Raw genomic sequence first — 12,608 nt, forward strand, 5'->3', positions numbered from 1 at the left:
CTACTCATATTGTGTAAAAATAGATTCTTCATATAGCTGTATTCCTTTTCCTTGAGACAAAATGAACAATTATAGTAACAATAATAACTATTCCTAAAAACAACAAACTCACTAGGAAACCAAAACGCGTTGTTTTTTGCAATAATGTCCCACTAACAGCTAGTGCAATCATTATAAGACCAATAATGCTTTTTATCTGCATCCAACCTTTTGGATTCATTAATCTCCAAAATGAAAGAAGAATGAGACTCCATGTATATAACAACATTAATCCAGCTGCAGTTGTTACATATTCATATATATTTTTCGGTAGTAATAAAGCACTAAGGATAGAGGCACCAAGTCCAATTATAATAAGAATTAGGGCTGGGAATGAGATGTTTTTTTTGTTTTTTTTAGCAAACATTGCAGGTGCATCACCTTCTTCAGCTAAGTTCATGAGTACACTTGTCACTGCAAATAATGAACCAACTAATGTTGAAAAACCCGCTAAAATTAATACTACATTTAAAATAAATGGCACATACGGCAAATTATAGTCTTGTAATGCTACTACAAAAGGGCTTTCTTTCGTATTAAACTGGTTTAATGGAACCATCATAATTGCCAACCCTAAAGAGACTACGTAAATAATCGTTAAAATCATTAACATTACTCTTCCTGATTTTTGTGCATCTTTAGGGTCTTTCAGTCTTATTGTCATTAACCCCATAATTTCGATTCCTCCAAATGCATAAAATGCATAAATTAGAGAGGACCAAGTGCCTTTTAATCCATTTGGGAACCAGTCTTTAAAATTCCGCGGAATTTGTGCTTTATATAAACCACCTTTTATAAATCCTAAAATAACTAAAATAGCAATTACAATAAACCCTATAATAGCAGCGATTTTTATAATAGCCATCCATTTCTCTAAACGTTCGAATATCTTTACCCCTATAAAGATAATTAATATAGCCGCTACTCCATATATAGCAGCAAATATCCATAACGGTATTTTAGGAAACCAGTAGCGTGAAAAGATTCCTAACGCACTTAACTGGCTGCCCATAATAAGTAGTTCAGAACACCAATAGGTCCATCCATGACTAAAACCCGCCCAATTTCCAAAAGCTTTTTTTGAATAAATGCGAAAAGATCCTTTTTGCGGATCTTCTACAGCCATTTTTGCCAATGCTTCAAATACAATATAAGTAGTAAATCCAGTTAAAATAAGAATAAGAATAATTGACGAACCACCTATTTTAATTCCTATACTGGATCCTAAAAAGAAACCGGTCCCTATTGTACAGCCAATCCCAATAAGTGAGAGTTGCCACCATTTTAAATCTTTTTTTTCTTTCGTTTCGTTCTCAACATCATGACAGGTCATATCACTATTCTCCTTTATTCATTTTGAGAATGCCCCTCATGATCACTTAAGTACTTCTCAGCAAGCTTTTCAACAACATCAACGACATCATGAGCCTTTATTTTATGGTTTGCTACTCTTTCACTTCCTACAGAAATCTCAACTGTAAATAACGCTTCATATTTCATTTTTTCTGCCCCTTTCGCATCAAATATAACCTCTTATCTTTCATTTCACAGAAATTAATTATGTATTTAAAACCTCGAGAGTATAAAAATTAAACAAATAAAGTTAAAAAAATTGTAACGCTACTAAGCTTATTTATTAAAAAAATGTATGAGGAAGGAGAGACGGCATGCCTCTCCTCTATATCCATTTCATATATAAAATTAGCGAGTAACGCCACCGCCAAGTTGTTGCTCAGCTAATGATACAAGACGTTTCGTAATTTCACCACCAACAGATCCGTTTGCACGAGCTGTTGCATCTGCACCAAGTTGTACACCAAATTCTTGAGCGATTTCATATTTCATTTGATCAAGAGCTTGTTCAGCGCCACGTACTAATAATTGATTGCTGTTTCCACTGTTATTGTTTGACATGTTCATTCACCTCCTTCTTTCTTTAATATGTTAAATTACATGCTAAAATATATAGCTAATTAATTGGTAATTACGACCGTGAATTCAAAGGTATAGTTGATCCTCTTTAAACCAAAAATAATAATGTATAGGAGAACGAAATAAACCTTATGTGCCATGGGATATCATAAATAGGCCTCCAGTACAACATAAAACGGGTTAAGCTATTTAACAGCATAACCCGTTTTTAATGAAATATTGTATTCCATATACTTTTACACAATGGAGGAAAATGATGAAACATTTTGTTGCTTTATTAATTAAATACACAGCGATAACTGCAGTATTACTAATCATACTTAGTATCTTTAAAGGCATTTCAATTCCTAGAGTATTACTAATTTCTCTTTTCCTTACAGGAGCTGCCTATTTAATCGGTGATCTCTTCATTTTACCTAAATACGGAAATATGATTGCTACAATAGCAGATTTAGGCTTAAGCTTCTTTGGAATTTGGTTACTAACATCCTTGTTTACTGATTTAGATGTTACTCGTAATATTGGACTTTCTTCATTTATAGCCGCTTTAATTATTGGTGGAACAGAAATTTTCTTCCACATTTATATGAAGAGGCTAGTACTGCGTAACGACAATGAATTAAGAAATCACAATCATATTCATCATGATAAATATGCTATGGAAATGTCAGATGAATATATAGATTCTTCCACCATAAATAAATCCAAGCTTGAGGATACATCTAAAAAATAAAAAAGTGGCCAACGCCACTTTTTTATTTTTGTTTATTAAGCTTGATCTGAATTTCTTACATGTAATGGAGGTGGAACTACCCACCCTTTTTTCTTACTTAAACGTAGCAAAGTTACACCTGCTTGTGCTTTTTTCATATGAAATTGTCCGAATAGCATCCCTACATCTTCTCGAAGACATTTTCCCATTACTTGACTACATGTCACAAGTCCAGCTGCTAACCCTGTAGAAACCGCTGCTGCAATTTCTGCATCATTAATACGTGCTCCAGGAGGAATGTCTTCAATAGATGCAACTGGTCGTTCTGGCGGAGCAGGTGGTAAAGCTATTCCATTAACCTTTAAAAGAGTTTTTAACTCTTCTATTTCCGAATTCATATCATTTTCAATTAAGCTTTCTAAAAACTTCTTTAAATCTTCGTCACCTGTGTGATTCATAAATACTTGATGGCTTGCGATTGCACCTTGTGCAGCAAGAAGATAACTCCAAATATCAAATACTTCTCCGTAATGTAACGGTTCATTTTGAGGATTTCCACTTAATATACCCATTTTTAAATTCCTCCCTTTCGAAAATATGATAATAAATATTGATTTTAATATTGAAATCAAATTTTTAAGTATGCTTTTTCCTGCAAAAGCTTTTCTACTATGCATGGAAAACACCTTTCCAACACTGCGTGTTTATTGTTTAGGAAAGTAGTTTACAAATTAAATACCCAAAGATTATGAAAGAAGATTATCAATAATCTTTGAGTGAGAATCCATTTACTATAAGGTTTTTTATTTTATACATATACAAAAGAAATTGATTTACATATTCGCTATATTTTATACGAATTCTCTTAGCGGTTAGCTCTACCACCAAGTTGTTGTTCAGCCATTGCTACTAAACGTTTTGTAATTTCACCACCAACAGATCCGTTTGAACGAGCTGTTGTATCTGCACCAAGTTGTACACCAAACTCTTGTGCAATTTCATATTTCATTTGATCAAGAGCTTGTTCAGCGCCTCGAACTAATACTTCATTACGACTTCCACTATTATTTTTTCCCATATTGTTTCACCTCCGATGTTTTTAATATGCTACAAATTATGAAATAATAATTATCCTTTTTATGGAAATTAGATTATGAATAAAAATTGATTTTTTTCTTAAAGTAGGGCAAAACATATAAGAAAGAATAACTGATATAACATACTTTCATAACAACACTATGTATACTTTCTAATTCCCTTCAGTAAATAAAAGAAAGATTTCTATTTCACCAAGAGATTAAATAAAATTATGTTTTGAGACATAATTCAAAAGGAGATATGAGATGAAAGCTGTAACCTATCAAGGACCAAACCAAGTACAGGTTAAACAAGTGGATGATGCAAAATTAGAGAAAAAAGATGATATTATTGTAAAAATTACTTCAACCGCTATTTGCGGTTCTGATTTACATCTATATCAAGGCAACATGCCCTTACCTCAAGGATACATTATCGGCCATGAACCAATGGGAATCGTTGAAGAAGTCGGGCCAGATGTCACTAAAGTGAAAAAAGGCGATCGTGTTGTCATCCCCTTCAACGTTTCTTGTGGACATTGTTTCTATTGCCAACATGAAATGGAAAGTCAATGTGATAACTCAAACCCTCATTACGATTCTGGTGGATACTTTGGTTATACAGAGAAATTTGGTAATCATCCAGGAGGACAAGCAGAATATTTAAAAGTTCCATTTGGTAATTTTACTCCATTTGTTATACCGGAATCATGCGAACTTGAAGATGAATCCCTACTATTTCTATCAGATGTTTTACCAACAGCCTATTGGAGTGTAATAAACGCAGGCGTTAAGCCAGGTGATACTGTTATCGTCCTTGGTTGTGGACCTGTTGGATTAATGACACAAAAATTCGCTTGGATGCAAGGTGCTAAACGTGTAATTGCAGTGGATTACTTAGATTATCGAATGAATTATGCAAAAAAGATTAACAATGTTGAGGTATTTGAGTTTACAAAATTTCCAGATATGGGAGAACATTTAAAGGAAATTACACATGGTGGTGCCGATGTAGTCATTGATTGCGTGGGAATGGATGGAAAAAAATCGCCTCTAGAATTTCTGGAACAAAAATTGAAACTACAAGGCGGAACTCTCGGCCCTATTCAAATCGCTACGAAAGCCGTAAGGAAATATGGAACGGTTCAAATGACTGGCGTTTATGGTGGCAATTATAATGCATTTCCACTCGGGGCATTTTGGGTTAGAAATATTAATCTTAAAATGGGACAAGCACCTGTCATTCATTTTATGCCGGAACTATTTGAAAAAATAACAAATAAAGAATTTGATCCAAAAGAGATTATTACACACAAAATCCCCCTTGAAGAAGCGAGCTACGGTTATCAAATTTTTAATAATCGTGAAGACGACTGTATAAAAGTCATTCTGAAGCCTTGAAGCTACAATTCATTATTCTTAATGAAAAGATAAGATTACATTTCGTAATCTTATCTTTTTTTATTAAATGCTAAGTATCTATCCCCTATTTTCATCTCACATCTAAAATAGTTATTTTCAAAAACTTTGCATTTTGAGGTAATAAATAATTGGTAAAAACATGAATTAAAGTATTAAGTAACCAAATAGCGGAAACGATAACAATGTTAACTAACTTAAAAGAGGTGTACTTCATGTTTTATTATAAAGAAGAACTGATTAATATTATCAAGCCGGACAAGCCAGATCCAGCTGCCGCAAAAGTTTTACAAGAAATATTAGGTGGGCATTATGGCGAAATGCGTACAATGATGCAATACTTCTTCCAAAGCTCAAATTTTAGAGGGAAAGAGAAGCAATATCGTGATTTACTTCGAGGTGTTTTTTTAGAAGAAATAAGCCATGTAGAACTTGTACAACATACAATTAATCAACTATTAACTGGATCTGGTGAACCTACACCAGGAAATGCAGGTGTTGACACAGCACCACTTGATGAAGCGGTTAAACATGCCAATCCTCATCACTTTATTGTAGGTGCTCAAAGTTCATTGCCCGTTGATGCAGCTGGCAACCCATGGAATGGATCTTGGGTATATAGCCATGGGAATTTAATTAGCGATTTATTAGATAACGTAGTACTTGAATCTACAGGTGTACTTCAAAAAACTAGAATTTATGAAATGAGTTCCAATCAAACTTTTAGAGAAACACTTGCATTTTTAATTGTACGTGATAATGCACATCAAAATGCTTTCGCAAAGGCTTTAGAGACATTGGGTGTTGAATGGGGGAAACTCTTCCCTGTGCCGAACTATGATATTAATAAATACCCAGAGTGCAGAAAGTATGTAGACATGGGATTCCATAACGCACAATTTAATTTTAGCTTAGATCCAACAAGAATGGGAGAAATATTCCAAGGTGAATCACCAAGTAGAAACAAAGGAACATTAGCAGTAACGGACCCGCCAAAAGGTTTTCCTGTACCAGAACTTCCTGAAATGCCAAATGAGCATAGTCCCGGATTAAAAGATATGGATCTTTAAGATCATTATGGCCAACTATTGATTCATGGTTGGTCATAGTTATTTATAAAGATTCATGTAAACTTGTTGTTAACATGATAGGATGTTTTAATAAATCCTCTTTATTTAAAAGTGATGTTGATTATATTGCTGCTCCTCTTAATTTTGTTTCTATGAACTATTAAACGCCACTGTTACTTACTTATAATCTCCCTACCTCTATTCACGTATAAAATCCCTATATTGTAAACAAAGAGGAGGGACTTGTCCCCCCTCTTCTTTTAATTTTTCTTTAAAAGAGTTGCTCCTGCAATCCCTGGGTGTGTCATTTCGAATGGATCTAGAATTAATTCTAAGTCCTCTTGTGACAATACACCATTTTTCACACAAAGTTCTCGAACAGATTGCCCTGTCGCGATTGCTTCTTTCGCAACGCGAGCTGCTGCTTCATAACCGATATGAGGGTTCACGGCTGTAATAATTCCTACACTCTTCTCAACATACTCTTTTAAGCGATCTTCATTCGCTTCAATTCCTTTTAAGCAATTATCTGTAAAGGCACGGAAACCGTTATTCATAATGCTAATCGATTGAAGTAAGTTGAAAACAAGTACTGGTTCCATAACGTTTAATTCTAATTGTCCTGCTTCTGAAGCAAGGCAAATTGTATGATCATTACCTATTACTTGGAACGCAATTTGATTAATAACTTCTGGCATAACAGGGTTTACTTTCCCTGGCATAATAGAAGAACCTGGTTGACGAGCTGGTAACATAATTTCCGCTAAACCAACACGTGGACCTGATGCCATTAAGCGAAGGTCATTTGCAATTTTAGACATATTCATCATACATACTTTAAGCGCTGCAGATACTTCAGTATAAGCATCCGTATTTTGCGTCGCATCTACTAAATCTTCTGCACCAACAAGCGGTAATTCACTAATTGCAGCTAAATGTTTTACAACTGCTTCAATATATTCTGGATCTGCATTTAAGCCTGTACCAACTGCAGTTGCCCCCATATTTACTTCATATAAATGTTGACGCGATTGTTGAATTCGTTTCATATCACGTTCAAGTACGCGAGAGTATGCTTTAAATTCTTGTCCAAGACGGATTGGCACAGCATCTTGTAAATGTGTACGACCCATTTTAATAACATGGTCAAACTGTTCTGCTTTTAATTCAAATACATCATGCATATAACCCATCGTTTGTAATAAGCCTTCTAATGCATTTAATGTTGCGATATGAATCGCCGTTGGGAATGCATCGTTTGTTGATTGCGCCATGTTTACATGACTATTTGGACTAATATAATGATAGTTTCCCTTTTCCATCCCTAATAATTCAAGCGCACGATTGGCAATGACTTCATTTGCATTCATGTTCATTGAAGTACCCGCTCCGCCTTGGATTGGATCTACGATGAAATGATCATGCCATTTTCCATCAAGAATTTCTTGAGCAGCCTCTGCGATCGCACCGCCCTTGTTCAATTCCAATCTTCCTACATCTGTATTCGCAAGCGCTGCTGCTTTTTTTACAATTGCGAACGCTCTAATTAAACTTTCATGAATTTTATACCCTGTAATCGGGAAATTTTCAACAGCGCGTAAAGTCTGAATTCCGTAATATGCCTCAATAGGTAATTCCTTTCCTCCCAAAAAATCATTCTCCACTCGCACGTTCTTGTTTGTCATTGCCATTTTAATTTCTCCCCCATATTAAATGTAAAACCTAAATAAATCATATGAAGTCATTACCAATCCTTATCAGATTTTATTGTTAAATCGTAGGCTAAAGGCTCTTCAATAATTTTTTTAATCTCTTCTAATTTATTAGTTTTCCCAAGCGCCCACATCAATTTTGCTATGATGGCTTCCGTATTCATATCTCCAGACAATATTACTTGATGTTGCGCCACTTTCCGTCCTACTTCATAGAGAAGTATGTCTTCTCCTTCTTCCAGGCATTGAGTAGTAATCACTACAGCAATCCCCATTTCAGTCAACTCTTGAATTTTCGACAGCAAGTTCCTTCCTTCAAAAGGTAATCCACCGTTTCCAAAACTTTCAATAATAATCCCTTTATACAAATCTTTTAAACAATCAAATACCTCAGGCTTTGTACCTGGATACAATTTCATAAGAAAAACATCCGTACATAAATTAGTATTTATTGAAAGTTCACTATGTGAGGAAGTTGGCTTCCAATGATATTTCACTTCATCTTCATTTACCTCAGCAACATATGGATAATTCACACTTTCAAATGCATCATAACTTTTTGTTCGCATTTTAACTGCTCTCGTCCCAATAATCACCCTACTATCAAAAACAATAAACACACCGCCAACATCCTCACAGGCAAACCTAAGAGCATCAGCTACATTTTTCTTTGCGTCTGTCTTTTTAAAACTAATAGGTACTTGTGAACCTGTTAAAACAACTGGTTTTCTTAAACCTTGCAGCATATAAGATAACGCAGAAGATGTATAAGCTAACGTATCCGTTCCATGTGTAATCACAAACCCGTCATAGTCATCATAGTGATTAAAAACAGCATTAGCTATTTCTTTCCAGTGCTCAGGTTGCATATTGGTACTATCAATATTCATTAAGATTTTGCAATCTATTTCTAAGTTTCGAGAAGACTTCGAAAAATAATTCAATAATTCCTCAGCGGACAATCCTGGAACAAGCCCCTCATTCCCCTCCACAGATGCAATTGTCCCACCAGTTGCAAGTAATAAAATTTTCTTCATACACAACCCCTCCATAAAATAAACAACGATATATCGTTCGCGTAATGCGTATTTATATTTATCATTATAGAACTTAATTTGAATTAATCAAGATTTTGTATTCAATACGCGTACTTTTTTTCTATTCTTGATTCTTTTTCTATGTTATAATTAATTTAATAAAATTAGATGGGGTATGAGACGAATGCTGGAACGTTTATCTAAATTAAGAAAAAATCAAAAATGGTCCTTACAAGAGACAGCAGATCGACTTGGGATTGCGAAAAGCACCTATGCCGGGTATGAAAATGGTTATAGATTACCTTCATTACAATCTTTATCAAAAATAGCCGATTTATTTGATACATCTGTAGATTATATATTAGGCCGAATTGAACATTCACATCAAAACAAAGATGTAATTGATATTACAAGACTCCTAAACGAGCCAGATCCAACACTTTTAATAGATGGAGAAGCACTGTCAACAGAAGAGATAATAGATTTTATTGCTTTTGTGAGAAGTAAACGAGAACTAAGTTCCAAGAGAATAGAAAATATTGAACCAACATGTAAAAGTTGATTCAATAAAAAACGAAGACACTGTACTCTTTAAACTTAGAAATACTTAGACAATTAATTTGCAAACGGTTTATATAATGAATTCTTAGCAGCTGGCCTCATTCGGGGACTTATACTTGGAAACAATCCCATTGGTTATATGATTCAATTATTTTTCATCATTTGTATAGTGGTAGCAGCTATTTTCGGAGGTTTCACATCCAATAAATCAATTATCATGAAACAAGGATTTCTCGCTATTTTAGCGTTGCTTGCCCTTTTATCTGTCATATAGAACTAAAACTTTTCAATAAAGGAACTCACTTTTGAAGAATACGCCATTCTTTCTGTAGATTTATAAGAAAGAATGGCGTTTTTGTATGTCTATTTCTGTATCGAAAGAATTTGAAAGTATAACAGAATTTAAACAAGAATTAGCAAAGTATATAAAATACTATAATCATGAAAGAATCAAGGAAAAATAAAAGGAAATGAATCCAGTATTGTACTAGGCTCATTCCCTAGAGGCTACTTAATAAACCGACCTTTCTAACTTTCGGGGGCACAGTCTAGTTGAAGTGCTACAAGCAACGAATTTACTACTTTAAAGTTAAGTGTTTAACCTTGAAGTACTGAAATTCTTTTTTTCCAGACAAAGCATACATTATATCTTGATGCTTTATTGTCCTCTTATAATTATGTGGTATCGGGAATTTGTTTCGTTGTTCTTTTATTATAATTATGATTACTATAAGTGATAAAGCTACAGGTATAAAAACGATTAACAAAGCATCTTACTATTTATGAAATCCTTTGTTAATCGTTTCTCTTCTCCCTAATCTCCTGCGAGACTATATTTTTTTATTAAAATTTTCCATATCTTATTTGATTTATTCTGTAACACCAGATTGGGTTACTTTTACATCAGCTGTTACACGAAAACGTAAATGTTTATAGGATTCTTCCCATTCTTGACTGTTCCATTTTCTTACGTGAGTTCTACCAAGCTTTCTAAGTCCTATAGGATCTGTGTCTTTTTTAATAAATCTCTTTATCAATGTAGTTGCTTTTTTTTCTATTTCTTTTTCCATAATTTTTTCTAATTTTTTTATTTCTTTAGGATTATCTAGATTTTTTGTTTTTGTAAATTCTTGAATTTCAGCTTTAACTTGAATATGAGCATTTACGAATGGATGCTTACTATTCCCCTCCATCTTATATTTTGTTCTAGCTTTTATATTCTCTATCGTGGCGTAAGTATTTGAGGAACCAGGTAGTTTGAATTGGTATGTACCTTGTTTAAAATTATCTGTCAACAATTTAAATACAAATAAATCTTTAGGGTTTACTTTATCAACCATTTTACATCTTTTAAAAAGTGCTATTCCATCTAACTCCAACACATTACCTTTTTTAGATATTATCGGTAAATATGAATCTCTCGCATCATCATTAAGTTGGTTTAAAAACATAAAAAAATTTGTTTTTGGCTGCGTTCCATTATCCATATTTTGCTCCAGTAAAGAGGATAGATAGGAAGCAATTTCTTTTTCTTCAGAATAATTCCCCTTTAATAGTGATTCCCCTTTTACATTTGTAATTGCTAAATAAATTGCATTTCCTACACTAGGATTTCGGTTCAAAGTCTCTAAAATTTCCTGCATTCCCTTATCAATTATTTTTTCATTAAATATAATAACACGCAATTGCCCCAACTCTAGAGGTCCAGAAGATTTTTCGGATGCTCTTGCAAGAACTTCTCTACCAGTCTGGCCTGATGCTGAATAGATTTTCGTTTCACCTTCCCCGCCTCCTTTATAAGCTGAAATCGCAAAGGTTCCTTTTAGCTTACCTTTTGCTTCGGTATCATATGCCGCAACTTGAACTAAGTCAATGTCATCCACAATTTTCGTTTTAGCACAACCTATTAAGAAGACACTTACTATAAGGAAAAGTATCCATCGCTTCATGTTTATCTCCTTAACTTTATTTTGGCGGTTTGAATTAGCCATAATATAGGTAGGTATACATATATATATACAAAGCCAATTTGACCTGTCCAAGTATTTAATAAGTTAATTTTATTACGGTTATTCAAGAAAAATGATAAAACAAAGATGAAGAGGATGATAACTGGCAAAACATATTTTTGCTTTATTCCCAGTGCCTCTTTTATACCACGACTTACTCCCCATAATGTAAAGGAAACATTGGGTAATATAAAAAAAGCCCAAACAGAAACAATAATGTATTCAAACCGCTCTATAAAGGGAAATTGTATAATTTTAATCATGCTTAAATATGCCCATATCGCGCTCGCTAGTTGTTTTTCACTAAAAAACGCAAGAGTTAAAATCATAAGGTATGTGTAGACAATAGTCGTTACTAAATTTGCATAGTGCGCATATTTTTGAGACGTTCTTGCCTTTTTAATAAATGGGTAGTATAACAATAACATTTCAAATCCAAAAAAACTAAACATATTTCCTTTCATTCCTTTCATAATTTCTAGGAATGAATGCTGTGCAATTGGAAATAAATTTTGGAAATCTGCATACTGCAAAGGATAAAAAAATGTGAAGATTAGAATGCTTGGGATAACGATTCCAAAGAAGCCGATTCCAGCAACTACACGAAATCCTCCAGTCACAATGTAATAACATAGACCCAAAAAAGCCCCTGCTATAATCCAAGATGAAATGGAAGGAAACATCCAAACATGTACTACTTCGATATAGGTATGTAGTGTTGTTGCACCTAACAATACAATATAAGATAAAAAAATGAAGTTGAACAATCCACCAATCCATTTTCCAAGTACGTCTTGATTGATTGCAATGATATCTCCATTACCCTGATTTAAAATCTGATATATAATCCAAATCATAAGATTAACAGATATTCCAAAAAGCAGCGTGCTAATCCACGCATCATTTCCAACTAATTTTGCACTAATCCTTTCAAAACCAAGCATACCAACCCCCATCTGTATAGTAATAATTAAAAAAAACACCATATATGGAGAGACTTGATACTCAATTGGGATCTGTTTCATAATGCTCCTCCCTGTT

Annotated in this window: 13 protein-coding genes and 3 pseudogenes; 6 read left to right on the top strand and 10 right to left on the bottom strand. The window is 33.8% G+C overall.

Going from position 1 to position 12,608, the window contains the following annotated elements; genetic code table 11:
• Positions 1 to 28 precede the first annotated feature (28 nt).
• The 3 genes from ACUN13_RS17660 to ACUN13_RS17670 all read right to left on the bottom strand — a co-directional run bounded on the left by ACUN13_RS17660 (position 29) and on the right by ACUN13_RS17670 (position 1,953).
• Complete coding sequence (locus tag ACUN13_RS17660; protein WP_000128218.1) at positions 29 to 1,372, bottom strand: amino acid permease; 1,344 nt, start codon at positions 1,370 to 1,372, stop codon at positions 29 to 31.
• Positions 1,373 to 1,386: 14 nt separating this feature from the next.
• Positions 1,387 to 1,539, bottom strand: coding sequence for a hypothetical protein (locus tag ACUN13_RS17665; protein ID WP_000872953.1), 153 nt, complete (start codon positions 1,537 to 1,539; stop codon positions 1,387 to 1,389).
• A gap of 201 nt (positions 1,540 to 1,740) precedes the next feature.
• Positions 1,741 to 1,953 (bottom strand): alpha/beta-type small acid-soluble spore protein, encoded by a 213-nt coding sequence (locus tag ACUN13_RS17670; protein ID WP_000069657.1) that lies wholly within the window; start codon positions 1,951 to 1,953, stop codon positions 1,741 to 1,743.
• 274 nt (positions 1,954 to 2,227) lie between these two features.
• Here ACUN13_RS17670 and ACUN13_RS17675 point away from each other — a divergent pair, with 274 nt between their 5' ends.
• Positions 2,228 to 2,704 carry a YndM family protein gene (locus ACUN13_RS17675; protein ID WP_088351321.1) on the top strand — a complete coding sequence of 159 codons (477 nt, stop codon included), beginning with the start codon at positions 2,228 to 2,230 and terminating at the stop codon, positions 2,702 to 2,704.
• 35 nt (positions 2,705 to 2,739) lie between these two features.
• Here the strand turns inward: ACUN13_RS17675 and ACUN13_RS17680 are convergent, their stop codons facing one another.
• Positions 2,740 to 3,255, bottom strand: coding sequence for a DUF3231 family protein (locus ACUN13_RS17680; protein WP_000512129.1), 516 nt, complete (start codon positions 3,253 to 3,255; stop codon positions 2,740 to 2,742).
• A 293-nt stretch (positions 3,256 to 3,548) separates the two neighbouring features.
• On the bottom strand, positions 3,549 to 3,761 hold the full coding sequence (gene sasP / locus ACUN13_RS17685; protein WP_000517671.1) for a small acid-soluble spore protein, SasP family: 213 nt from the start codon (positions 3,759 to 3,761) through the stop codon (positions 3,549 to 3,551).
• A gap of 265 nt (positions 3,762 to 4,026) precedes the next feature.
• On the opposite strand from sasP, the gene ACUN13_RS17690 reads away from it, so the two are divergent.
• Both ACUN13_RS17690 and ACUN13_RS17695 read left to right on the top strand, forming a co-directional pair.
• Positions 4,027 to 5,160, top strand: coding sequence for a zinc-dependent alcohol dehydrogenase (locus ACUN13_RS17690; protein WP_000649085.1), 1,134 nt, complete (start codon positions 4,027 to 4,029; stop codon positions 5,158 to 5,160).
• Positions 5,161 to 5,393: 233 nt separating this feature from the next.
• Complete coding sequence (locus tag ACUN13_RS17695; protein ID WP_000500358.1) at positions 5,394 to 6,248, top strand: manganese catalase family protein; 855 nt, start codon at positions 5,394 to 5,396, stop codon at positions 6,246 to 6,248.
• A 260-nt stretch (positions 6,249 to 6,508) separates the two neighbouring features.
• Here the strand turns inward: ACUN13_RS17695 and aspA are convergent, their stop codons facing one another.
• Both aspA and ansA read right to left on the bottom strand, forming a co-directional pair.
• Positions 6,509 to 7,939, bottom strand: coding sequence for an aspartate ammonia-lyase (aspA, locus tag ACUN13_RS17700; RefSeq protein ID WP_063536772.1), 1,431 nt, complete (start codon positions 7,937 to 7,939; stop codon positions 6,509 to 6,511).
• Positions 7,940 to 7,992: 53 nt separating this feature from the next.
• Entirely contained in the window at positions 7,993 to 8,997 is a 1,005-nt protein-coding gene (gene ansA / locus ACUN13_RS17705; RefSeq protein WP_000722302.1) for an asparaginase, read from the bottom strand.
• Positions 8,998 to 9,181: 184 nt separating this feature from the next.
• Here ansA and ansR point away from each other — a divergent pair, with 184 nt between their 5' ends.
• The 3 genes and pseudogenes from ansR to ACUN13_RS17720 all read left to right on the top strand — a co-directional run.
• Positions 9,182 to 9,559 (top strand): HTH-type transcriptional regulator AnsR, encoded by a 378-nt coding sequence (ansR, locus tag ACUN13_RS17710; protein ID WP_257115470.1) that lies wholly within the window; start codon positions 9,182 to 9,184, stop codon positions 9,557 to 9,559.
• A 57-nt stretch (positions 9,560 to 9,616) separates the two neighbouring features.
• Positions 9,617 to 9,832, top strand: a pseudogene (locus tag ACUN13_RS17715) (DUF1304 domain-containing protein); the annotation flags it as partial.
• 103 nt (positions 9,833 to 9,935) lie between these two features.
• Positions 9,936 to 10,022 (top strand): annotated as a pseudogene (locus ACUN13_RS17720) (IS3 family transposase); the annotation flags it as partial.
• Positions 10,023 to 10,147: 125 nt separating this feature from the next.
• Here the strand turns inward: ACUN13_RS17720 and ACUN13_RS17725 are convergent.
• The 3 genes and pseudogenes from ACUN13_RS17725 to ACUN13_RS17735 form a co-directional block, all read right to left on the bottom strand.
• Positions 10,148 to 10,280, bottom strand: a pseudogene (locus ACUN13_RS17725) (excinuclease ABC subunit C); the annotation flags it as partial.
• 147 nt (positions 10,281 to 10,427) lie between these two features.
• On the bottom strand, positions 10,428 to 11,507 hold the full coding sequence (locus tag ACUN13_RS17730) for a Ger(x)C family spore germination protein (protein ID WP_000832874.1): 1,080 nt from the start codon (positions 11,505 to 11,507) through the stop codon (positions 10,428 to 10,430).
• A 2-nt stretch (positions 11,508 to 11,509) separates the two neighbouring features.
• Entirely contained in the window at positions 11,510 to 12,592 is a 1,083-nt protein-coding gene (locus ACUN13_RS17735; RefSeq protein ID WP_000809697.1) for a GerAB/ArcD/ProY family transporter, read from the bottom strand.
• Positions 12,593 to 12,608: the final 16 nt, after the last annotated feature.

It is taken from the genome of Bacillus cereus group sp. Bce041, assembly GCF_052646455.1.